Source organism: Parvibaculum sp. (assembly GCF_049651025.1).
Lineage (GTDB): Bacteria > Pseudomonadota > Alphaproteobacteria > Parvibaculales > Parvibaculaceae > Parvibaculum.
This window is the reverse complement of sequence record NZ_JBASBH010000010.1, coordinates 1-20,702: the sequence shown is the minus strand read 5'-3', so window position 1 is coordinate 20,702 and position 20,702 is coordinate 1. Positions and strand designations below refer to the sequence as shown.

At 61.3% G+C, this 20,702-nt stretch carries 21 protein-coding genes and 2 tRNA genes; 15 read left to right on the top strand and 8 right to left on the bottom strand.

The window, feature by feature from the left end:
- The first annotated feature begins 29 nt into the window (after positions 1-29).
- The 5 genes from infA to WA943_RS00920 all read left to right on the top strand — a co-directional run bounded on the left by infA (position 30) and on the right by WA943_RS00920 (position 2,944).
- The gene (gene infA / locus WA943_RS00940; protein WP_004617696.1) at positions 30-248 is read left to right on the top strand and encodes a translation initiation factor IF-1; all 219 of its coding nucleotides are present in this window, start codon (positions 30-32) and stop codon (positions 246-248) included.
- A gap of 45 nt (positions 249-293) precedes the next feature.
- Positions 294-890: a Maf family protein gene (locus tag WA943_RS00935; protein ID WP_424467771.1), complete on the top strand. Its 597-nt coding sequence runs from the start codon at positions 294-296 to the stop codon at positions 888-890.
- A 95-nt stretch (positions 891-985) separates the two neighbouring features.
- The gene (locus WA943_RS00930) at positions 986-2,506 is read left to right on the top strand and encodes an Rne/Rng family ribonuclease (protein WP_424467769.1); all 1,521 of its coding nucleotides are present in this window, start codon (positions 986-988) and stop codon (positions 2,504-2,506) included.
- A complete protein-coding gene (gene yacG, locus WA943_RS00925; RefSeq protein ID WP_424467767.1) occupies positions 2,506-2,745 on the top strand; it encodes a DNA gyrase inhibitor YacG in 240 nt (79 codons plus the stop codon). The genes WA943_RS00930 and yacG overlap by 1 nt, the downstream gene beginning before the upstream one ends.
- Positions 2,746-2,868: 123 nt before the next feature.
- Positions 2,869-2,944 (top strand) — tRNA-Phe (locus WA943_RS00920).
- Positions 2,945-3,089: 145 nt separating this feature from the next.
- Here WA943_RS00920 and WA943_RS00915 read toward each other — a convergent pair.
- Positions 3,090-3,995, bottom strand: a complete 906-nt coding sequence (locus tag WA943_RS00915) for a hypothetical protein (protein WP_424467765.1) — start codon at positions 3,993-3,995, stop codon at positions 3,090-3,092.
- 419 nt (positions 3,996-4,414) lie between these two features.
- Here WA943_RS00915 and WA943_RS00910 point away from each other — a divergent pair, with 419 nt between their 5' ends.
- The 4 genes from WA943_RS00910 (at position 4,415) to WA943_RS00895 (ending at position 7,356) form a co-directional block, all read left to right on the top strand.
- The gene (locus WA943_RS00910; protein WP_424467763.1) at positions 4,415-5,098 is read left to right on the top strand and encodes a peptidoglycan DD-metalloendopeptidase family protein; all 684 of its coding nucleotides are present in this window, start codon (positions 4,415-4,417) and stop codon (positions 5,096-5,098) included.
- Positions 5,099-5,244: 146 nt separating this feature from the next.
- Positions 5,245-6,774, top strand: coding sequence for a sulfatase (locus WA943_RS00905; RefSeq protein ID WP_424467761.1), 1,530 nt, complete (start codon positions 5,245-5,247; stop codon positions 6,772-6,774).
- Positions 6,775-6,873: 99 nt separating this feature from the next.
- Positions 6,874-7,143: a hypothetical protein gene (locus tag WA943_RS00900; protein WP_424467759.1), complete on the top strand. Its 270-nt coding sequence runs from the start codon at positions 6,874-6,876 to the stop codon at positions 7,141-7,143.
- Between the two features lie 69 nt (positions 7,144-7,212).
- Entirely contained in the window at positions 7,213-7,356 is a 144-nt protein-coding gene (locus tag WA943_RS00895) for a hypothetical protein (protein WP_424467757.1), read from the top strand.
- On the opposite strand, the gene WA943_RS00890 is transcribed toward WA943_RS00895, so the two are convergent.
- From WA943_RS00890 to WA943_RS00875, 4 genes are all read right to left on the bottom strand, one after another.
- Positions 7,353-8,237, bottom strand: coding sequence for a fatty acid desaturase family protein (locus WA943_RS00890; protein ID WP_424467755.1), 885 nt, complete (start codon positions 8,235-8,237; stop codon positions 7,353-7,355). The genes WA943_RS00895 and WA943_RS00890 overlap by 4 nt on opposite strands.
- A 199-nt stretch (positions 8,238-8,436) precedes the next feature.
- Positions 8,437-9,222, bottom strand: a complete 786-nt coding sequence (locus WA943_RS00885) for an SDR family NAD(P)-dependent oxidoreductase (protein ID WP_424467753.1) — start codon at positions 9,220-9,222, stop codon at positions 8,437-8,439.
- A 78-nt stretch (positions 9,223-9,300) separates the two neighbouring features.
- Positions 9,301-9,672 (bottom strand): hypothetical protein, encoded by a 372-nt coding sequence (locus WA943_RS00880; RefSeq protein WP_424467751.1) that lies wholly within the window; start codon positions 9,670-9,672, stop codon positions 9,301-9,303.
- Entirely contained in the window at positions 9,669-9,920 is a 252-nt protein-coding gene (locus WA943_RS00875) for a DUF6460 domain-containing protein (protein WP_424467749.1), read from the bottom strand. The genes WA943_RS00880 and WA943_RS00875 overlap by 4 nt, the downstream gene beginning before the upstream one ends.
- A gap of 106 nt (positions 9,921-10,026) precedes the next feature.
- Between WA943_RS00875 and WA943_RS00870 the strand changes: the two genes are divergently transcribed.
- Positions 10,027-10,515 carry a cupin domain-containing protein gene (locus WA943_RS00870; RefSeq protein ID WP_424467747.1) on the top strand — a complete coding sequence of 163 codons (489 nt, stop codon included), beginning with the start codon at positions 10,027-10,029 and terminating at the stop codon, positions 10,513-10,515.
- A gap of 50 nt (positions 10,516-10,565) precedes the next feature.
- Here the strand turns inward: WA943_RS00870 and WA943_RS00865 are convergent, their stop codons facing one another.
- Positions 10,566-12,614 carry an AsmA family protein gene (locus tag WA943_RS00865; protein ID WP_424467745.1) on the bottom strand — a complete coding sequence of 683 codons (2,049 nt, stop codon included), beginning with the start codon at positions 12,612-12,614 and terminating at the stop codon, positions 10,566-10,568.
- A 238-nt stretch (positions 12,615-12,852) separates the two neighbouring features.
- On the opposite strand from WA943_RS00865, the gene WA943_RS00860 reads away from it, so the two are divergent.
- Both WA943_RS00860 and WA943_RS00855 read left to right on the top strand, forming a co-directional pair.
- Complete coding sequence (locus tag WA943_RS00860; protein WP_424467743.1) at positions 12,853-14,820, top strand: acetoacetate--CoA ligase; 1,968 nt, start codon at positions 12,853-12,855, stop codon at positions 14,818-14,820.
- Between the two features lie 64 nt (positions 14,821-14,884).
- Complete coding sequence (locus WA943_RS00855) at positions 14,885-15,697, top strand: SDR family NAD(P)-dependent oxidoreductase (protein ID WP_424467741.1); 813 nt, start codon at positions 14,885-14,887, stop codon at positions 15,695-15,697.
- Here WA943_RS00855 and WA943_RS00850 read toward each other — a convergent pair.
- Positions 15,694-16,629, bottom strand: a complete 936-nt coding sequence (locus tag WA943_RS00850; RefSeq protein WP_424467739.1) for an alpha/beta fold hydrolase — start codon at positions 16,627-16,629, stop codon at positions 15,694-15,696. The two genes, WA943_RS00855 and WA943_RS00850, sit on opposite strands and share 4 nt — an antisense overlap.
- A 239-nt stretch (positions 16,630-16,868) precedes the next feature.
- Here WA943_RS00850 and WA943_RS00845 point away from each other — a divergent pair.
- A tRNA-His gene (locus WA943_RS00845) sits at positions 16,869-16,945 on the top strand.
- 145 nt (positions 16,946-17,090) lie between these two features.
- Positions 17,091-19,340, top strand: a complete 2,250-nt coding sequence (locus WA943_RS00840; protein ID WP_424467737.1) for a PAS domain S-box protein — start codon at positions 17,091-17,093, stop codon at positions 19,338-19,340.
- A gap of 4 nt (positions 19,341-19,344) precedes the next feature.
- Here the strand turns inward: WA943_RS00840 and WA943_RS00835 are convergent, their stop codons facing one another.
- The gene (locus WA943_RS00835) at positions 19,345-19,713 is read right to left on the bottom strand and encodes a response regulator (protein ID WP_424467735.1); all 369 of its coding nucleotides are present in this window, start codon (positions 19,711-19,713) and stop codon (positions 19,345-19,347) included.
- A 290-nt stretch (positions 19,714-20,003) separates the two neighbouring features.
- Here WA943_RS00835 and WA943_RS00830 point away from each other — a divergent pair, with 290 nt between their 5' ends.
- Complete coding sequence (locus tag WA943_RS00830; protein WP_424467733.1) at positions 20,004-20,669, top strand: glutathione S-transferase family protein; 666 nt, start codon at positions 20,004-20,006, stop codon at positions 20,667-20,669.
- Positions 20,670-20,702: the final 33 nt, after the last annotated feature.

Genomic DNA, 20,702 nt, shown 5'->3' with positions numbered 1-20,702 from the left:
TTCTCCCGCCAAATCTCAAAGGAATTTGAATGGCTAAGGAAGAACTGCTTGAGTTTCCGGGCACCGTGTCGGAATTGCTCCCGAACGCGACGTTCCGCGTCAAGCTCGAGAACGATCACGAAATCATTGCCCATACGGCGGGCAAAATGCGCAAGAACCGCATTCGCGTCCTTGCGGGCGATAAGGTTCTGGTCGAAATGACGCCTTATGATCTGACCAAGGGGCGGATCACCTATCGCTTCAAATGATCGGTCGGTGGCGTTAAGCCGGCTCGGCCCAGACAGCCCTCCGCCATGACCTCTGAAAAACCTCACCTCATCCTTGCCAGCGCCTCGCCGCGCCGTCTCGCTCTGCTGGAGCAGATCGGCGTGCGCCCTGACGCCGTGCGCGCTGCCGATCTCGATGAGGCGCCGCTGAAAGGCGAGCTGCCGCGTCCTCATGCGCTTCGTCTTGCGCATGAAAAGGCGAGGGCTGTGGCGGCGCTCGAACCGCATGCGCTGGTGCTGGCCGCCGATACGGTGGTGGCCTGCGGGCGGCGCATTCTTCCCAAGGCGGAAACGGAAGCGGATGCCCGCGCCTGCCTCGCGCTTCTTTCCGGGCGGGCGCATCGGGTCTATACGGCGATTGCATTGATCTTGCCCGATGGTCGCCTTCGCGAACGCGTCAGCGAAACCCGCGTCACCTTCAAGCGCCTCTCCGACACTGAATGCGATGCCTATATCGCGCTCGGCGAATGGCAGGGCAAGGCGGGCGGCTATGCAATTCAGGGCCATGCGGCGGCCTTCATCCGCTTGCTGACCGGTAGCTATTCTGGCGTGGTCGGCCTTCCCCTGTTTGAGACGGCGGCCCTGCTGTCCGGTGTCGGCTTCCCGCTCTACCCAGCGCGCTAACAACAGTGTTAGTGTTGCTTTTACAGGGGTTCTGACAAGTAGAAGGGGCAACCCGCACGCTTGGGGACGCGAACCGGGATCGCTCAAGGATTTTCATGTCCGAGGAAGTTTTGATTAATGTCGGCCCGGGCGAGACGCGCGTCGCTGTGGTCGAAAACGGACGTCCCGTGGAACTCATTCTTGAGCGCACCATGGAAGACGACCTGAAGGCCAAGACGGGCCGCGCCGGCCATTCGCTTCTCGGCAATATTTTTCTCGGCCGCGTGCAGCGCGTGCTGCCCGGCATGCAGGCGGCCTTCGTCGAAATCGGACTGGAGCGCGCAGGCTTTCTCGGCGCGCGCGAGGCGCGTTGCCTTTGCGAGCTGACACATCTGGACGAGCATGTCCTGCCGCCCATCAGCGCCTGCGTCACCGAAGGCCAGACGATCCTCGTGCAAGCGGTGAAAGACCCGATCGGCGACAAGGGCGCGCGCCTGTCTGCCAACGTCACCATTCCGGGCCGTCTTCTTGTGCTTGTGCCCAACCAGTCCGGCGTTGCTCTCTCGCGCCGCATCGAGGATGAGGCCGAGCGCGAGCGCCTGACGGCGCTGGTTGAGGAAATGGTCGCGCGCTTCGGCTCCATGGGCGTCACAGGCGAGCCTGCGGGCTTCATCGTCCGCACGGCAGCCATTGGCGCAACAGTCGAAGACATCGCCGCCGATGCGCGCCAGCTCGCCGAGGAATGGCGCAAGGTGCGCGAGATCGAGAAGCGCTCCAACCCGCCCTGCGTCGTCTTTCACGATCTCGACCCGGTATCGAAGACGCTCCGCGACTATGTCAGCACCGACACGTCGCGCGTGCTCATCGACGATGCCGAGGCCTTTGGCGAAGCGCAGCGTTATTGCCGCCGCGCCATGCCCGAACTGCTCGACCGCATCCAGCTTTACAACGGCCCCGGCCCGCTCTTTGCGCTTTACGACATCGACAGCGAAATCGAAGCGGCGCTGGAACCGCGCGTCGAATTGAAATCGGGCGGCTGGATCACGATTGAAACGACGGAGGCCCTGACGGCCATCGACGTCAATTCAGGCCGCTACACCGCATCGACCGGCCTTGAGGATACGAGCGCCAGCATCAACCTCGAAGCCGTCGCCGAAGTCGTCTATCAGCTCCGACTGCGCGGCACGGGCGGCCTCATCGTCATCGATTTCATCCACATGAACGATCCGGCAAACATCGCCAGGGTGATCGACGCGCTGAATGTCGGCTTTGCCCATGATCGCGTGCCGACGCAGATTTCCGGCATGTCCGAATTCGGCCTTGTCGAAATGACGCGAAAGCGCGTGCGCGAGCCGCTGAACAAGCTCCTGACCGAGCCTGCTTATCCTGCGGGCCGCCCGCGTCGCAAAACCTGTGCGACGGTGGCAAACGACCTGCTACGGAAAGTCGTCAGCGAAGCGCAGGCCTCGCCCGGCCGCGCCATTGTCGCGCGCGCCGCGCCCGAGGTGATCGATTGGCTCGAGCGCGGGAACACCTATCTGCTCGATCGGCTGAAGGCAAAGGTGGCGGGCGAGCTGAAACTCGTCGGCGAGAGCGCCTTTCCGCGCGATCGCATCGATGTCGGCGTGGTGCAGTAATGACTTCCGGCAAAAAGGAAGAGCGCCCTCACAATGTCGTGCCGCTGCGCACGCCAAGGCCTTGCCCCATCTGCCGCAAGAAGTCGTCTCAGGACTTTCACCCCTTCTGCTCCAAGCATTGCGCGGATGTGGACCTCAATCGCTGGCTGAAGGGTTCTTACGCGATTCCAGCCATCGAGCCGCCTGACGAGTGGAGCGAGGACGACGGCCATTCCGGCCAGGATGACGGCGAGCGCTAACTGCTTCTGGCAAATCACATTTAGGCCTCGACAATACCCCGCCACCCGGCTCTGGACAGGCCCCATTCAATCTCTTATAACCCGCGAGCCTTGCCATCCGGGTTCCCTCGGAAGGCCAGCGCGGCCCGGGTAGCTCAGTTGGTAGAGCATGCGACTGAAAATCGCAGTGTCGGTGGTTCGATCCCGCCCCCGGGCACCATTTCCCCTTGCTCCGGCATTTGCTTTTTCAGGCGACAAGCTCGGCAATTGCAGGCCATGGCTCAGTCATGGTCTGAGCCATGCTCGTCACGCTAGCCGGGCTGCGGCCGGTATCTTCAGTATAAAGAATATCGATTTCGCCGCGCCTAGTTCGTTTTTGACCAGTCGCGCGCCATGTTGAGTGTTTTCATCGCGCCGGGGAGGATTTGTTCCCTGAATGCGAAATCCGCATAGTCCCAGCGGTCGCTTTGTCGCAAGGCCGCGATCCGCTGCATTTCCACCAGACTGCTCGAGATCAGCGGAGAAAGCCTGTCGAGGCGCACCTGATCCTCGGGGCCGACAAGGGAGCGGATGGCCTGGATGTCGGATGCCTCGTGTCCGAGCTTTTCAATTTGCGCCTTCAGCGTCGCAGGCATTTCCTTTGTGTTATGCAGCAGAAGATATGCTGCAAATGAACTGCGCGTCTCTCTGAGCGTGCCGCGAAGGGTGGCGAGCAGGCCCACGCTGGTCGTCGTATTCGTCATCGGCATTGCGAGGATGGATTGAAGGGTGTCGTCGCAAATGGCGATAGCCTGGGCGAGGGCGGGGTCGGTTTTTTCCTGGTAGAGGCGGAAGCCCGGATATCGATTTTGCGTTCCGATGAGGTTTGCCAGCGCAGCCTCGTTTTGTATCAGTGTCTCGCTGTCTTTCTTCGCCTTGTCCCATTCGAGAATTTTCTGGCCATCCGTCCAGGATTGCGATGCGCGATCCATTTCGACGTGTGACGTTTTCAATGCGGCAAGCGACAACAGCCACTGCTCTTTGAATCCGTTCGCTCCCGTCAGCAGATAGCCGCGAAGGGCGACAAGGCTCGTTTCCAGCGCGACCGCAAAATTGGCATCCGGCGAGTTGGCAAGCGCCCTTTCGCTCATGGCAGATAACTCGCCGGGCGCGAGAAGGTTCGATGCAATCAGCGCTGGCGATTGCGCGCGCATCGCGGCCTCATCGAGAAATTCGGCGGTGGGGACGCGCAGGAAAAAATATCCGGCGGCGAGAAGCCACACAGCAAGCATGACGCCGACGCCAAGTGCGAAAGGGGGAGTGGAGCTACGCCGGCTTCGTCTTGTGGGAATAGACTGCGGCGCATTGCGACGCGCCTGCCATGATCTGTGTGAGCGACGCTCACTGGCCGAAGGGGCAAGCATTTGCGCGCGAGCGGGGAGGCCGTAATGCGCGCGCCAGAAGTCTTCTCCGTTCGATGCCGCACGCTTGTCCATGGCTTCACCCAACAGAAATCATGAGCGTCATGATAGAGCATGGGCGGGGAAGTTCACGGTAAGACGGTACTATGCGTTGGTATGTATACCAACGACACTGTGTGTATCCAGATGAACACTTCTGCATTAATCAGGAATGGCTATGATTTCTCCCTGTTGTCTGAATAGAGGACGAAGGTACGTTCTTGTTTAGGGGGCAGAAACGGCAGGCACTGATGTGGCGCCATCTCTCTGCGGCTTTGCTGAGCGCTTCGGCCCTGTCGATGCATGGCGGATTTGACGGGCATTCAACGCCGCTTTCGCGCCAGCCTGCCATGCCGATTGTAGAAAGCGTCGATCTTGGAGAATGCGTGGCGGGTACCGCTGCGCTGCGTTCGCGCAGCGATGCCATGTGTCGCGATATCAGCGCCGCGATTGAAGCTCTGGTCGCAAACAGGGACGCGAGCGACAAGTCGCGCTCTCTCGCAGCCGAGCCGCTACCGATCATGCCAATAGCGCGACCCGCAGCTCTCTGCCATATCGCCGAGAGCGGCATGATGCGGATAGAGCGTGCAGCTCTCGATCGTTCCGCGCTGCCGGGCGTCGTCCTCTTCGCTCACCCCGATTGCCTGTTGCGCAGTCCGGTTCGCGGCACAGTTGTCTTTGCGGGGCCATTCAAGGGTTATCTCGGCATGGTCATCATCGAACTGGAGGGCCACCGGCATCTGGTCATCGCCGGTCTGGGGAGCATTGCGGTGAAGGCAGGCGATGACATAGCGCGCGGCGATGCTCTGGGTACAAGCGCGCAACGGCCTTCGCCCGCATTGGCGGCGGCGTTCAATAACGACACAGCGCCGCTTCTCTATTTCAATTTGCGCAACCGCGACGGTTCGCCGGAAAGGATAAGCTGGCTGCGCTAATTCGTATTCGGATCATGCCCTCGTTGTGGTCGCGCATCGGGGCGCCGACCGCCATGCGAACATTCAGCCTTTTCTGTTTCGTGTTGCCTATGGAATAGTATGTCGGCCTGAGCGCAATGCGGTGCTCAGCCAGCGCGTGAGTACCCATGGCCGACATCAATCAGAAGCCGAGCAAGACGCCGAACAATGTCGTCGTCATTCTGCTCGACAGCCTCAATCGCCACATGCTCGGAAGTTATGGCGGCAAGGAATTCGCGACGCCGAATCTCGACCGTTTCGCCGCACGGGCGACGCGCTTCACGAAGCACTACACGGGCTCGTTGCCTTGCATGCCCGCACGGCATGACATTCTCTGCGGCGCGCTGGATTTTCTGTGGAAGCCATGGGGCTCGATCGAGCTTTGGGAAGACGCCATCACCTATGAGTTGCGCAAGGCGGGCGTTGTCACGCAATTGATCTCGGATCACCCTCATCTCTTCGAGACGGGCGGCGAGAATTTTCATGTCGACTTCACAGCCTGGGACTATCAGCGCGGCCATGAGGGCGATGCCTGGAAAACGCGGCCCGATCCGAGCTGGACCGGCGCGCCGAATTCATTCCGCCCGAACATACCCTATGACAATTCGCGCGGATATTTTCGCGGCGAGGAAGATTTTCCCGGCCCCCGTACCATGGGCGCGGCGGCGAAGTGGATTGAGGAAAATGCAGGCCATCATGCGCGCTTCATGCTCTTCGTCGACGAGTTCGACCCGCACGAACCTTTCGACACGCCGGAACCCTATGCCTCGATGTATGACAAGGATTGGGAAGGCCCGCATCTGATCTGGCCGCCTTACATGCAGGGCGCGCTGGCGAAAGGCGTACTCAGCGAGGCGCAGGCGCATCAGCTTCGCGCCTCTTATGGCGGCAAGCTCACCATGATCGACCGCTGGTTCGGCAAGATCATCGATGCGATTGAGCGCAAGGGACTCTGGGACGACACGCTTATCATCCTCTGCACAGATCATGGCCACTATCTGGGCGAGAAGGACATCTGGGGAAAGCCCGGCGTCCCTATTTACGAAACGCTCGGCCACATTCCTTTGCTCATCTCCCATCCGGGCATTGCGCCCGGCACATGCGACGCGCTGACGACGAGTGTTGACCTCTTTGCGACGCTTGCCGATGTCTTCGGCGTCAAGGTGCGCCAGCGCACGCATGGCCGCTCGCTTCTGCCGCTGCTGCGCGGCGAAGTCTCAAGCGTCCGCGACTGGCTGCTTACCGGCGTCTGGGGCCGTGAGGTTCATTTCGTTGACGGGCGTTACAAATATGCGCGCGGGCCCAGGGCCGCGAATGCGCCGCTCACCATGTTGTCCAACCGCTGGTCGACCATGCCGACGCATCATCTGACGCGCGAGCAGGAGCTTCCCCTGCCGGACGACCGCGCATATCTGGACCATATGCCCGGCAGCACCATTCCTGTGATCCGTCAGGATTGGCAGGCGGGCGACAAGCTCCCCTTCTGGGCCTTCATGCGCTTCACGGGGCATCACCTCTACGATCTGGAGGAGGATGCGAGCGAAGACCGCAACCTTGCGGGCACGCCGCTTGAAGCGGAACTTGCCGAACGGCTGCGCGTCGCCCTCAAGGAACTCGACGTACCGGACAGCCAGTTCGCCCGCCTCGGATTTGCCTGATGCCATAGGCCGGCCGACAAGTAATCCTCGCCTGCGAAAACCTCGCTGAGACTATGCGCGTGAATTGGCGCAGCAGCGCAGCATAGCGAGGACGAAACTATGGCAACGATTTTGAACGGCACGACGGCAAACGGAAGCTCGGCTCTCATCGACTGGACGGGCGGCACCGGAACATTCTGGGCCTGGGGAACATTTGGCGGCGCGACCGTGGCGCTTGAGGCAAGCCCCGACGGCGCGAACTGGTTCTCGGTCGGCCCGGCTGTGACCTTCACGCAAAATGGCGTGGGCGGTTTTTCGCTCGGGCCCTGCAGGTTGCGGGCAACCGTCTCGAATGCAGGCGGCACGACAAACGTCAACGCCGCCGCCTGACGCGCTGGCGTTCGATCATCTGCTTTCGCTATGATGCGATGCGCAAGCGAACCGCGGGGGAATGGGCAAGTGCAGGGCGTTTTATTTGTCATCGGCGGCATCATGCTAGCTGCAATGTTTCTCGTGCTCTATGTGCGAGCGACCGTTGCCGAAGGCCGCGCCGATGCGCTCGAACGCGAACTCGAAGAGATTAGCGAGCGCCGCGAAGGCTAGACTTCGATGATCCGGGAGCCATCCGCCTCGATATGCTTGCGCAGATCGCGGAACAGCTTGCCCTGCCGGTAAAAGGGCACGCGCGGATAGGCGTGATGGACGAGATGATAGGACTGCCACAGGTCGAAGGGGCGCAGCAACGCGCCCTTGAGGCCCTGGAATACATAGGTGGTGCTGTTATCCGTCCGTCCCTTCCCCGCGCGCGGATAATGCGGGAACCAGACGAACATCATGCCCATGAGGAAGATGCACATATAGCCGGCCAGCGGCCAGAGCACGAGCAGCTTGTAATTCCCGGTCGTCGCCCAGAGCGTGCCGCTGATGCCGAGCGAAATGACCCAGGTCATCACGATCCAGAAATAGGCAAAGCGCCCGCCGCGCACCTTCGCGTAGGCGCGGGTCCGGGCATAGAAATACAGATAATGCTGCGGGATCGTCGCCGCTCTGAAAACGACGTTGAACGGGTTGGAACCTTTCACCCACTCGTCAGGGTCCATCTCGCTATGATTGACATAGGAGTGATGCCAGACGTGCAGGTCGCCCCAGCCACGATAGGGCACAAGGTTGACCGAGCCGCAGATCCAGCCGAGCACCGTGTTGAGCCAGGCGGAACGACCATGGCCGATATTGCCGTGCGATGCCTCGTGCATCGTCGCGAAGATGAAGAACATGAAATAGAGATTGGTGAGGAAGCAGAGCCAGAGCGGCGCTTGTCCGCTCCATCCGGCCCATGTCGAAAGCGCGATCACGCCAAGGCCGCAGGCCGTCCAGACGATTGTGGTCCAGTCTACGCCCGTCTTGGTGTGGCGGCGCGCAATCTCCATCGCCGAAGCGTCCGGGACGGCTTGCGCATGTTCGCCGACAGGTGTGATCGCGTTCATCGAAGATGCCCCCATCCGCAGGCGCGAATGTGCCCCGGCCGCGACCGGGTATGGTCAATAAAGAGTTAACCTACGATGAAATCCGGGCTTTTGCCAAACGGAGGCGGGCATGGATCGTCCGTGGCAGGGCCAATTCCCGGTCAACCGGCAGATTGGCGCCGCCCGCCACCAGAGCGCGTGTAGCGGGCGGCGCTATCTCTCAGCGCTTGCCGGAAAAGGGATGCGTGCTCGACAGTCCGCCGTCGACGGCTATCGCCTGGCCGTTGACATAGGAGGCATCGTCGCTGGCAAGGAATAGCGCCATCTGCGCGATTTCTTCAGGGACGCCGTTGCGCTTCAAAGGATTGAGCTGGCCGATCTTGCTTTCCGTGCCGCGTGCCCTTGCGCCGTCGAAGATCGGCTTCGTCATGCCGGTTTCGATGAGGCCGGGGCAAATCGCATTGACGCGCACGCCGGTGCCGTAGAACTCGTTTGCCGTCGTCTGCACAAGGCTGATGACGCCCGCCTTGCTGGCGCTATAGGGCGTGCCGCCCGCATTGGCGCGAAGGCCTGCGACAGAAGCGGTGCAGACGATCGAGCCGTGGCCCTGTTTGATCATGTGCGGACTGGCATGCTTGATCGCGAGGAAGGGGCCGATCAGGTTGATGCGCAGAATTTCGGTCCAGTATTCCGGCGTCTGATCATGCAGCGGCACCATTCCGCCGCTTATGCCCGCATTGGCGTAAACCACATCGAGGCCGCCATATTCCTTGAGGCAATGATCGATGATGGATTGGACCGCGCTTTCGTCGCCCGCATCTGCGGCAATCGAGGTGACGGTGCCGCCCTTGGCGCGGATCATCGAGGCGGTTTCGTCCACCGCATCCTCCACCCGGTCGACGGCGACGATCTGTGCGCCCTCGAGAGCAAAGAGAACGGCGCTCGCACGACCGATGCCGCTGCCCGCGCCTGTGACGATGGCCCGCTTGCCCGAAAGTCTTCCCATGTTGGTAATCCCCGCGATTCGAATGAAAGTCGATGAGGCGACTTTAGGCGAGCGGGCAGGGTGCGAATAGTCACCCGTTCAGAAGCCGCGTCCCTTGGTCACCGCCCATTTGATGTCGCCTTCGGGACTGGCGATGACGCCGGAATTGCCCGCAACCGGCGCATCCACCATGGGCTCGGTGCAGTTTTCCGGCTTCTCGCCGACGCGGGTGCAGATGCTGCGGCCTTTGACGCGCCACCAGCCCTTGGTCTTCTTCCCGTCAGGCGTATGCACGATGAGGGTCTTGGAATTGGTGTAGTAGATCTTGGTCGTGCCCGCAGGCCCGGTCAGCTCGACCGTATTGCCGATAAGGCCGCTGCCGACATTGCGCCCCGCCGCCAGAGCAGCAGGTATATTGAACGTGGCCGCAAGCGCGGCGACGAGAACGAGGCGTTTCAACAAAATACTCACTTGCCCAGCCGGGGCGGCTTCAACAAAAAGATCACCAGCCAGATTGGAATCAATACCAGCGCTCCGAGGAGAAAATGAGGCAGCGCCCACTCGACGCCCTCGCGGAAGACCGCCACGATATGTTGCGGCGTGAAGCCGACATCCCTCAGCACCTCGTCGGCGCTGATATCAAATTCATTGAGGACGGCGCCGACAAGCACCGCCACCAGAATGAATTTTATCGTCGTCGACAAGGCGTTATAGATCATAGGCGATGCCGCCCCGTCCGGTGAGTCTCTAATAGGGACAGTGTAGAACGCCAAGGGCCTGTGGACAAAGCCTCGCTTGGCAGCCTTCGGGTTGAATGGAGAACAAATGGCGAAGGATCAGAAACAATCCGTCGATTGCTATTTCAGTGCTGCCCGTATCGCCGCATTGGAGCCCAGGCGACATGTCCATCAGTTCAATGCCAACGTCGTCCGCCACACCCGCTCGCTCGGCGATCTCGCCGGGCTCGTGGATATGGGGCTGCATCTCGTGCGCGTGGAGCCGGGCCGTGAGACCACGGAACATCATTTTCACGGTCAGGACGAAGAGTTTCTCTATGTGATTTCGGGCCGGGCGGAGGCGACCATTGGCGAGGAAGTGAGCCTTGTCGGTCCGGGCGACGTCATGGTCTTCCCGAAAGACTCACCCGCCCATTCCATGCGCGTTCCCGCCGATGCGGGCGAGGATCTCGTCTATCTCATGGGTGGAACGCGCGCGCCCATCGACATCTGCACCTATCCGCGCCTGCAGCGTCAGATGTATCGCGTGAACGGCGTGAAGGAATATGTCGAGCTTGCCGATCTGAAGAAGGTCTGAACCGCTCGGTATGGCTGCGCCCCTGAAGAGCGCGGCCATGCAACTTTGCGCTATCCGCCGAAGAGCTTTTTCAGCGCGTCTGCTGGTTTCGACTTTTCCTCAGGCGCTGCGCCTGTGGCCGGAGTGCCGTCGGCCGGCGTTTCGGTCTTCTGGCCGCCGCCGAGCAATCCCTTCAGCATCTCCTTGCCGCCTTCGCCCTTGAGGCTCTTGATCGTCTCGATGGTCTGCTCGCGATTTTGCAGCATGGAGGCGAGGTCGGGGCGGAAGCGCGGGCTCGCCCAGGGGCCTTCAATGACGACCGGCACCTCGATGCCTTTGGCATCGCCGCCGCCCTGGCCTTGCAGCGTCGCCGCAAGTTTCGGTTCGACGCGATAGTTGAGCATGCGATTGGGCAGATCGACCGTGCCTGAACCAGTCACGCGCAGAAGCGGGCTCAGCATCTTGAGATCGCTATTGGTCAGAATGCCCTTGGCGATGGTGAAGGTGCCACCGAGTTCGGAGAAATCCGTATCCTGCGAGCCGCCGCTCTGCCAGCCGGTTGCAGGCGCGGTGAGCACGGTGCGCGCAAGTTGCGCAAGATTGACGCCCTTGATTGCGCCATTGGTGAATTTGACCTCGCCCTTGCCGCCCAGCGTGCTCACGATTTCGCGCTGGCTGTGCCCGACGCCATTGACGTTGAAGCTGATCGCGCTCAACCCGTCGAGGCGCTTGAAGCCCGCCGCGTCGGTCAGAAGCGGCTCGGCCTGCACGCCCGCAATCGAGAAGGCCGCATCGAGTTGCGGAACGCGGTTTGAACCATCCAGCGTCAGCGAGCCGGACCCGGCGCCCTTGTAGAGGGCGAGCTTGTTCAGATCGACCGTCAGCACGCCATTGGCAAGCTTGAGATTGAGCGCGCTCTCGCCGACCTTGATTTCCTTGACGAGCAGCTCCTTCGTCGAAAGTGAAATATCGGCGTCCGCCGCCTTGAGGCCGGAAAGATCGATCGGGTCGTTGCTCCATCCGCTTTCCGCCGCGCCGCCTCCCGACGAACCGCCGCTGCTTGCAGGGCTCGGCGTTGCCGGCGACGCAGCGCCGCTCGACGAGAGATAGATATTCGCGTCGATGCGATCGAGCGCGAGGCCACCCCGGATCATGGGCCGCACGCCGCCCGTCTGCACGGACACCTTGCCCGTCGCATTCATGCCGTCAAAGCCGACCTGCGCGTCGTTGAAGGTATAGGTGTTGCCGCTGCCTTGCGCATTGCCCTTGATCGAGAGCGGCCCGAAACCGTTGCCTGCGGGCAGCGGGCTGCCAAGCCATTGCGCAAGCTCGCGCACCGAGGGCACGTCGAGATCGACGCCGCCTGAAAACTTCGCGCCGCCCAGCGCCTGTATCGAGCCCTTATAGGTAGCATTGACCTTTGAAGACGAGAGCGCGAATTCAATCGGTGTCTGCCCGCCTTCTGTCAGCGCGCGCGGACGGTCGGCCTTCAGCGTGAGCTTCAACGGTTCGCTGTTCCAGACGAGCGAGCCCGATGCCGCGAAAGGTTCGTCGAGGCCCGGCAGGGACAGATCGACATCGACCTTCTCGAAAGCGAGTGCCGCGCCGGATTGCGCATTGCGATAGGTCGCCGCGCCGTTCTTGATCGAGACCTCGCCGAGACGGATCTGCTGAACGGAGGCGCTGGACTTGCCTTCGGCCTTGCCGGTCGCCGTCGGTGCGGCAGGCGCGCCGGTTTCAAACTGCCAGTTGGGTGTGCCATCCGCCTTCACTTCAAGATGAATGACCGGATCGACGAGCACAAAGCTGTCGATCTCCACTTCGCCCTTGAAGAGCGGCATGATTTTCAGGGCCGCGCGCATCTCCTTCATGGTCGCCATGTCGCGGTCCTTGCCCCATGAGGCATTGGAGAAGCGCACATCCTCGACCTTGACGGCGAGGCGGGGGAAGAAAGAAAGGCCGACATTGCCGCCGATGACGAGATCGCGCCCGGTCTGCGACTTCACCAGCGCGACGACGCGCTCCTTATAGACTTCGCTCGGGATCAGCAGAGGCGCGGCGACGACAGCGGCGATCAGCAGCACGACGATGCCTGCGATAATGGCAATCCAGCGCGACATGTGAATTCTCCGGGTTGGGCCGACAATTATGCGGGCGAAGCAGGGCAGCAGAATCGGGTCGGGACAGGCAACCAGACCAGTCGGGCGCAATTGTGACCCGGATGGGCGGCTTTGCGAAGTGTGCAGAGCATGAAAGTCACGTAACTCGACGTGTCCTATGATATCCCCGCAGCGCGCTTGATCCCGGCTCGAGGCGCTCCTACAAGAATATTGCAACGCAGCAGGGGTGCCGCCGATCATGAGTGCCGACAAATCTGTCCATACCGAGGATCAACCGCTCTGGCGTCCGGCGCCTGCAGACCTTGCCAATTCCAATATCGCGGCCTTCATGGCCCATCTGGCCGCGCGCCATGGTGCGCGCTTTGCCGACTATGCCGCGCTTCACCAATGGTCGATCGATCATCGCGAAGCCTTCTGGGACGAGGTCTGGGAGTTTTGCGGTGTGATCGGGGATAAAGGCGGCCGCATTCTGATCGACGACGTCATGCCCGGCGCAAAATTTTTCCCCGATGCCAGGCTGAATTTCGCCGAGAACCTGCTTTCGCATGAGGGCGACGGCCCCGCGATCTATTTCAACAATGAAGGCCGCTCAAGCGAGCCGCTGAGCTGGAACGATCTGCGCGCCCATGTCGCGCGCTTTGCGTCCGTGCTGCGCGGCTGGGGCGTCGAGCCCGGCGACCGCGTCGTCGCCTTCATGCCGAATTGCCCCGAAACCGTGATCGCGATGCTTGCCGCGACAAGCCTCGGCGCGGTCTTCTCTTCCTGCTCGCCGGATTTCGGCGTGCGCGGCGTTCTCGATCGCTTCGGCCAGATCGCGCCGAAAATTCTCGTCGCCTGCGACGGCTATCGCTATGCGGGCAAGGTGCTTCCTTCGCATGATAAGCTCGCCGAAATCATCAACGGCCTGCCGAGCCTTGAGCATGTCGCCATCGTGGCCTTCATCGGCGAAGGTCCGAAAGATTTACCGAAGGCGCAAGACTGGAAAACGCTCATCGACAATGTCGCAATCGCGCCGCTGAGTTTTGCGCGGCTGCCTTTCGCGCATCCGCTTTACATCATGTATTCGAGCGGCACGACCGGCGTTCCCAAATGCATCATCCATTCAGCAGGCGGCACGCTGCTTCAGCATATGAAGGAGCACAAGCTTCACTGCGGGCTGAAATCCGGCGAGCGGCTTTTCTATTTCTCCACCTGTGGCTGGATGATGTGGAACTGGCTCGTCTCAGGCCTCTCGGTCGGCGCGTCGCTGGCTCTTTACGACGGCTCGCCATTTGCGCCCGACGAACGCGTCCTCTTCGACTATGCCGACGCCATCGGCATCAATGTTTTCGGCACATCGGCGAAATTCATCGACGCGCTGAAAAAGGCGGATGCCAGGCCGCGCGAAACGCATGACCTCTCATCGGTCCGGCTGATCCTGTCCACCGGATCGCCGCTCGTGCCGGAAAGCTTCGACTACGTCTATGAAGACATCAAACGCGATGTGGCGCTGAGTTCGATTTCCGGCGGCACCGATATTCTCGCCTGCTTCGTTGGCGGCAGCCCGATGCTGCCCGTCTGGCGCGGTGAAATTCAGGCGGCGATGCTCGGCATGGCGACGGATGTATGGGATGAGGACGGGCGGCCTGTCGTGGAAGAAAAGGGCGAGCTTGTCTGCACGAAATCCTTTCCCTCCATGCCCATCGGTTTCTGGAACGACAAGGACGGCGCGAAATATCACGCCGCTTATTTCGAACGCTTCCCCGGCATCTGGTGCCATGGCGATTTCGCCGAGATCACGCGTCATGGCGGCTTCATCATTCATGGCCGCTCCGACGCGACCCTGAACCCCGGCGGTGTGCGCATCGGCACGGCGGAGATTTATGCGCAGGTCGAGCAACTGCCCGAAATTCAGGAAGCGCTTGCCATCGGGCAGGACTGGGAGGGCGATGCGCGCGTCGTGCTTTTCGTCGTGATGAAATCAGGCGTCGCGCTTGACGATGCGTTGCAGGCAAAAATCCGCAAGCGCATCAGGGAGGGCGCAAGCCCGCGCCACGTCCCGGCAAAGATCGTCGCCGTCGCCGACATTCCGCGCACCAAATCGGGCAAGATCACCGAACTGGCGGTTCGCGATGTGGTGCACGGACGGTCGATCAAGAATGCCGAGGCGCTGGCAAACCCCGAGGCGCTCGAACTTTTCAGGAACCTGCCCGACCTGCAAAGCTGAGAGCCGCCGCTGGCCGGCCCGTCAAAACGCGCTATGCTTCCCGAACGAACAGGGGAGGGATTTCATGGCGGCACGGACAAAGCCTTCGGCGCGCGAAACGGCGCTCATCACCGGCGCATCGGCTGGCATAGGCGCAGCGCTCGCGCGGCAATTTGCGGCGGGCGGTTTCGATCTCGTGCTCGTCGCCCGCAGCCGCGACAAGCTTGACGCTCTGGCCGAAGCCCTTGAAGCCGAACATGGCGTGGGCGTAACCGTTCTGCCTGCCGACTTGTCCGCCAGGGACGCACCGAAGACGCTGTTCAACACGTTGAAGAAGCGCAAGATCGCGGTCGATGTGCTGGTCAACAATGCGGGCGTGCTGGAAATGGGCGCGTTCCGCAACATTGCGCCGGAGCGCCATCAGGAGCTGATCGGCCTCAACGTCGCCATGCTCACCGACATGACGAGCCGTTTCCTGGCGCCCATGCTGGAGCGCGGGCGAGGCCGCATACTCAACGTCGCCTCCATCGCGGCCTTTCAGCCCGTGCCGTCGCTTGCGACCTATGCGGCGACCAAAGCCTATGTCCTGTCGCTGACCGAATCTCTCTCCGAAGAGTTGAAAGGCAGCGGCGTTTCGATTTCGGCGCTTTGCCCCGGCATCACCGAGACGAGCATGGTCGACCGCGCGCGCGAAGCGAGTGCCGCCGCCTCGCAGCTTCCGCCATTCCTGATCGGCGATGTGAACGATGTCGCGGCGCAAGGTTACGCCGCCTGCATGGCGGGCGAGGTTATCCGCGTTCCCGGCGCGCTGAACTTTGCGGCCAGCATTGCCGCCCGCGCTGCGCCCAAATGGATCGTGCGCACATTCGCGGGCGCTCTGGGGCGCATGGCGATCTAGGCGTCGCTGAGAAGTATCTGCCCGCGTTGCCCGGCTTGCGGCACGGGGCGGCCTTCGATCCAGGCGCGGATCATCGCATTGACCGTTTCCGGCGCTTCCTGCTGCACCCAATGGGACACTTGCGGCAGGTAGCGGATGGTGAAGTCCGTCACCAGCTTCTCGGTCCCATAGGTCAGCTCGATGCCCAGCGCCGCATCTTCCTCGCCCCAGATCATCAGCGTCGGCGTCTCGAGGATCGGCGGATTGGCCCACAGGTCCTGTGCGTCGCCGTTGCGGAAATTGGCGCGGTAATAATTGATCATCGCCGTCATCGCGCCGGGAATAAGCGCGTTCTTGCGATATTCATCGAGCACGCTTTCTGGAAAACGGGACTTGTCGATTGCCATGCCGTGAAAGGCTTCGGCGACCACGCGTGCGTTCTGCATGGTGAAAAGCTTTTCAGGCAGCCAGGGAAGCTGGAAAAAGAACACGTACCATGAGCGCTTGAGCTGCGCCCAGGTCCGCACGCCTTTGAGGAACAGCGCCGGATGCGGCAGGTTCATCACTATGAAGCGCTCAAGCGGCCGCACCCCTGACAGCGCAAAGCTCCAGCCGATTGCGCCGCCCCAATCATGGGCGATCAGCGTCGTCGGCCCGGTGATTCCCCGTGCCCGCGCCGCATCGATGAGGCCCGCAACGTCGGCGAGCAGATTTTCCATGCGATAGGCTTTGACGCCCTTGGGCCGCGAGCTGCCGCCATAGCCGCGCAGATTCGGCGCCCAGGCCGTATACCCAAGCTCCGCCAACAGCGGCAATTGCGCGCGCCAGGAATGTTTGCTTTCCGGGAAGCCGTGCAGAAACAGCGCGAATTTTTCGCCATCGCCACACATATCGACTTCGAAGGCGAGGCCGTTTGCCTCGATATAGGCTGTTTTGATCGGATATTCGGCCATCTTCTCGTCTTTTCCTGAGCGGGAGAGCGGTCTGGTTCCATATTGGAATCTTTGACGACTATACGGAACTCGGGCAGGAAACAAGAACTCGAGGCTGGCCGGCGAGGGAAAGCCGGCCGGTATCGCAGCGGCCAATTTCCCTTTATCGTCAACGTGCTTGGTGGGCCTTGCCTTCCGCGCATCGGGGAATTAAGTTCCCGGCCTTGCGAGGGCAGACTGCAAGGTCGCCCCGCCTCGGTGCAGCCATAGCTCAGCTGGTTAGAGCGCTAGATTGTGGATCTAGAGGTCCCCCGTTCGAACCGGGGTGGCTGTACCATTCATCCCCATGCCTGATTGTCTTGCATCGCCTCGCAGCGAAAGCTCGCATGCTGCGCGAAACGCGTACTAGACTGTCCACCGGCAGGCTGAACGGGGGAACGAGGTTGTACGAGGAAAAGTTGAATCGGCTCAATCAGGCGTCCATGCGCTTGCATTCGGCCGCCTCGCTCGACGCATTACTGGAAATTGCCGCCGGGGAAGCGCAGGGCATGCTTCCCGCCCGCGCCGTCGTCGTGACGCTTTTCGATCCGGCGGGCAAATATGACGTGAAGAGCGTCTCCCCCGCCGACACCTCTCCCCAGCTTGCGGCGCAGGCGACATTGCGTCTGCCCCTTTGCGATCGCCGTGAGCGCGAAATCGGTTCGCTGGAGATTGTCGAGGATGCGGCGCGGCCATTCGACGAATTTCACCACGCGCTCGCCCGGCAATTTGCAACGACCGCCGCACTCGCCATCGAGAACAGGCAGTTGCTTGAGATTTCGGACGCGGTCGACCTGCGCTTCAGGCGCATCGTCGAGATCGCCCGCGAAGGCATCTGGATGGTCGGACCCGACGAGCGTGTGGGCTATGCCAACAAGCGCCTCGCCGAAATGGGCGGTTACGATATTTCCGAACTTATGGGGCGCTCCATCTACGAATTCCTGCCGCCTGAAGAACAGGAAATGTCTCGACGGATCAGGGACGCGGGCGAGATAGGCAAGGCTGGCCCTCGCGAGGCGCGGCTCTTGTGCAAGGACGGGTCTTATATCTGGGTCCTGTCCAGCGTCGTGCCCATTTACAGCGCCGAGGGCGCGCTGGAAGGCGCGGTCGGCATGTTGATGGACATCACGGATCGCAAGCACGCCCTGGATGAACTGCGCAGCAAGCAGATCGCGCTGGAAACGGCGCTCGACATCAACGGCAGCATTATCGATTCCGCGCTCGACGTCGTTTGCGTCCTGAATGCGAACAACAAGTTCGTCAGCGTCAGCAAGCGCGCCCGGGATGTCTGGGGCTATGAGCCGGAGGAAATGCTGGGTCGCGCTTTCCGCGATTTCCTGCTGCCCGAGCGGATCGAAAACGCGGTGGCCGTCAGCGAAGACATCAAGGCCGGACGCCTGACGCCGCTGCCTACGGAAATTCAGTTCCGACGCAAGGATGGCTCGTTCATCCCCATGCTGATTTCTGTGTCGTGGAATGCGCGGCACGGGCTGATGTTTGCCTTTCTGCGCGACCTGACCGAGCAGAAGGAAATAGAGGCGCGGTTGCGCCAGTCGCAACGGCTCGAAGCGATCGGCCAGCTCACGGGTGGCGTCGCGCATGATTTCAACAATTTGCTCACCGTCATTCTCGGCAATGCCGAAGCCCTGGTGGATCGCCTCAACGACGATCAGCGTTCGCGCCTGCTCGCCGAAATGACGCGAACGGCTGCCGAGCGCGGGGCCGATCTGACGAACAGGCTTCTCGCCTTTGCGCGCCGCCAGCCGCTGGAGCCACAGGCGGCGGACATCAACAAGCTCGTCGTGCGCATGGAGAGCCTCGTCCGCCGGATGCTCGATGAAGATATAGAAATCGAGGTGGTGCGCGGTGCGGGCCTCTGGTCGGCCATGGTGGACGCCTCGCAGCTTGAGGCCGCGATCCTGAACCTCGCGGTCAACGCACGCGACGCGATGCCGGATGGCGGCCGCCTGACCATCGAAACGTCGAATGCGCATATCGACGGTCTATATGCCGAACAGCATCTGGAAGTTGCGGCAGGGCAATATGTCCTGCTCTCCGTGTCGGACAGCGGCACCGGCATGCCGCCGGAGATTGCCAGCCGCGCTTTCGAGCCTTTCTTTACGACGAAGTCGGTCGGCGAGGGGTCCGGCCTCGGTCTCAGCATGGTCTATGGCTTCGTCAAACAGTCCGGCGGCCATGTGAAAATCTATTCGGAGATGGGGCAGGGCACGAGTGTGAAGATCTATCTGCCGCGAAGTGACGTCGATGCGGTGGATGAACCCGCAGCGCGACGCAGCGCCGACGATAAGCGCGGCAGCGAACTCATACTGCTCGTGGAAGACAATGATCTCGTGCGCAGCTATGTCGAAGGCCAGTTGCAGTCGCTCGGCTATCGCGTGATCGCCGTCGAGAACGGCCCCAAGGCGATGGAGGTGCTCCGCAGCACGGGGGCAATCGATCTTCTCTTTACCGACGTCGTCATGCCGGGCGGGCTCAATGGTCGTCAGCTTGCGGAGGAGGCGCGCAAGCTTTACCCCGCGCTCAAGGTCCTCTTCACATCGGGCTATACGGAAAACGCCATCGTCCATCATGGGCGCCTCGATCGCGGCGTCCACTTGCTGAGCAAGCCCTATCGTCGCGCGGAACTTGCCGCCAAGGTGCGTCTGGTGCTGGGCGAGGCCGAGGAAGCCTGATCTCTCACTGCGTCAGGCAGTCGGCCACGCATTGGCGCAGATGCGACATCGAAAAGGGTTTTTGCAGCGCGAAATCGGCGCCGAGCAGACTTGCAGCCTTCAGATAGTCGGTGCCGACATGTCGTCCGCCGCCGGAAATGGCGATGACTTTGATGCTGGGGTGATCGCGTCGAATAATGCGGATCGTCTCAAGCCCTTCCTGCTCGGGCATTATGAGATCCGTCACCACGACGTTGACTTCGTGGTGGCCGAGCATGTTCACGCCATCGCGCCCGTCGGACGCGACAATGACCCGATAGCCAGCTGTTTCAAGGCTGAGACGAATTGTTTCCCGCACAAGCGGCTCATCCTCGATCACCAATACGAGTGTCATATGCCCATCATCTGCGATTGCCCACCGGAGTTAAGGTATCAATTATGGCTCACACATGCACCATTCCCGGTTAACGTCTGATGGCGAATGAGTGATGCGTGGATTCGACGACGCGTACATTGCTCCGTGCCCGGCCCAGTAGCAAAAATAATGTATATCATTAATTTTGCGGCGGCAATGTTGCGCAAACCATGGTCGGCGATGCAATGGGAAATAGCCTGCGAATGCACTTGTGCCTTTGAGGTCTCGGACGCACTCTCTCGGCAACAAACAACACTGGGAGAGAACAGATGGGATTGGTCATTTACGGCGCGTCATTGTCGCCCTTCGTGCGCAAGACGCGCGTTTTTCTGGCCGAAAAAGGCCTCGACTATAAGCTCGAGCAGATAAGCCCGTTTCAGCCGCCTGAATGGTTCAAGGACATTTCACCCCTGGGCCGCATTCCCGTTCTGAAGGACGAGGATGTGGGGCCGGACGCGACCTTGCCCGATTCCTCGATCATCTGCGCCTATCTCGAGCGCAAGCATCCCGAGCCCGCGCTCTATCCGAAAGATGATTTCGCCTATGCCCGCGCGCTCTGGTTTGAGGAATATGCGGATTCCGAAATGGCGGGAAATATCGGCATCGGCGTCTTCCGGCCCGTCGTGATCAACAAGATGATGGGCAAGGAGCCGGACAGGGCGACCGCCGAGAAGACGATCGGCGAGAAACTGCCGCGCTATTTCTCCTATCTCGAAAAGGAAATCGGCACGAAGGCCTATCTCGTCGGCGACATGTTCACGATTGCCGATATTGCGACCGCGACATCCTTCGTCAACTTTGCCCATGCGGGCTACACGCCGGACGAAAAGCTCTATCCGAATCTTGTGCGCTATCTGGCGGGAATCCATGCGCGGCCGAGCTTTGCCGCCTGCATCGCGGAAGAGAGCGGCTTCGTTTCCAAGCTTGGCCTTTGATCAAGCGTTATTGACGCGGGGGAAGGGCGGTGG

Excerpts from the sequence above, each read along its gene's own strand:
- infA (WP_004617696.1), top strand. The coding sequence starts at position 30 with ATGGCTAAGGAAGAACTGCTTGAGTTTCCGGGCACCGTGTCGGAATTG.
- WA943_RS00935 (WP_424467771.1), top strand. The coding sequence starts at position 294 with ATGACCTCTGAAAAACCTCACCTCATCCTTGCCAGCGCCTCGCCGCGC.
- WA943_RS00930 (WP_424467769.1), top strand. The coding sequence starts at position 986 with ATGTCCGAGGAAGTTTTGATTAATGTCGGCCCGGGCGAGACGCGCGTC.
- yacG (WP_424467767.1), top strand. The coding sequence starts at position 2,506 with ATGACTTCCGGCAAAAAGGAAGAGCGCCCTCACAATGTCGTGCCGCTG.
- WA943_RS00915 (WP_424467765.1), bottom strand. The coding sequence starts at position 3,995 with ATGCTTGCTGTGTGGCTTCTCGCCGCCGGATATTTTTTCCTGCGCGTC.
- WA943_RS00910 (WP_424467763.1), top strand. The coding sequence starts at position 4,415 with ATGTGGCGCCATCTCTCTGCGGCTTTGCTGAGCGCTTCGGCCCTGTCG.
- WA943_RS00905 (WP_424467761.1), top strand. The coding sequence starts at position 5,245 with ATGGCCGACATCAATCAGAAGCCGAGCAAGACGCCGAACAATGTCGTC.
- WA943_RS00900 (WP_424467759.1), top strand. The coding sequence starts at position 6,874 with ATGGCAACGATTTTGAACGGCACGACGGCAAACGGAAGCTCGGCTCTC.
- WA943_RS00890 (WP_424467755.1), bottom strand. The coding sequence starts at position 8,237 with ATGAACGCGATCACACCTGTCGGCGAACATGCGCAAGCCGTCCCGGAC.
- WA943_RS00885 (WP_424467753.1), bottom strand. The coding sequence starts at position 9,222 with ATGGGAAGACTTTCGGGCAAGCGGGCCATCGTCACAGGCGCGGGCAGC.
- WA943_RS00875 (WP_424467749.1), bottom strand. The coding sequence starts at position 9,920 with ATGATCTATAACGCCTTGTCGACGACGATAAAATTCATTCTGGTGGCG.
- WA943_RS00870 (WP_424467747.1), top strand. The coding sequence starts at position 10,027 with ATGGCGAAGGATCAGAAACAATCCGTCGATTGCTATTTCAGTGCTGCC.
- WA943_RS00865 (WP_424467745.1), bottom strand. The coding sequence starts at position 12,614 with ATGTCGCGCTGGATTGCCATTATCGCAGGCATCGTCGTGCTGCTGATC.
- WA943_RS00860 (WP_424467743.1), top strand. The coding sequence starts at position 12,853 with ATGAGTGCCGACAAATCTGTCCATACCGAGGATCAACCGCTCTGGCGT.
- WA943_RS00855 (WP_424467741.1), top strand. The coding sequence starts at position 14,885 with ATGGCGGCACGGACAAAGCCTTCGGCGCGCGAAACGGCGCTCATCACC.
- WA943_RS00850 (WP_424467739.1), bottom strand. The coding sequence starts at position 16,629 with ATGGCCGAATATCCGATCAAAACAGCCTATATCGAGGCAAACGGCCTC.
- WA943_RS00840 (WP_424467737.1), top strand. The coding sequence starts at position 17,091 with ATGCGCTTGCATTCGGCCGCCTCGCTCGACGCATTACTGGAAATTGCC.
- WA943_RS00835 (WP_424467735.1), bottom strand. The coding sequence starts at position 19,713 with ATGACACTCGTATTGGTGATCGAGGATGAGCCGCTTGTGCGGGAAACA.
- WA943_RS00830 (WP_424467733.1), top strand. The coding sequence starts at position 20,004 with ATGGGATTGGTCATTTACGGCGCGTCATTGTCGCCCTTCGTGCGCAAG.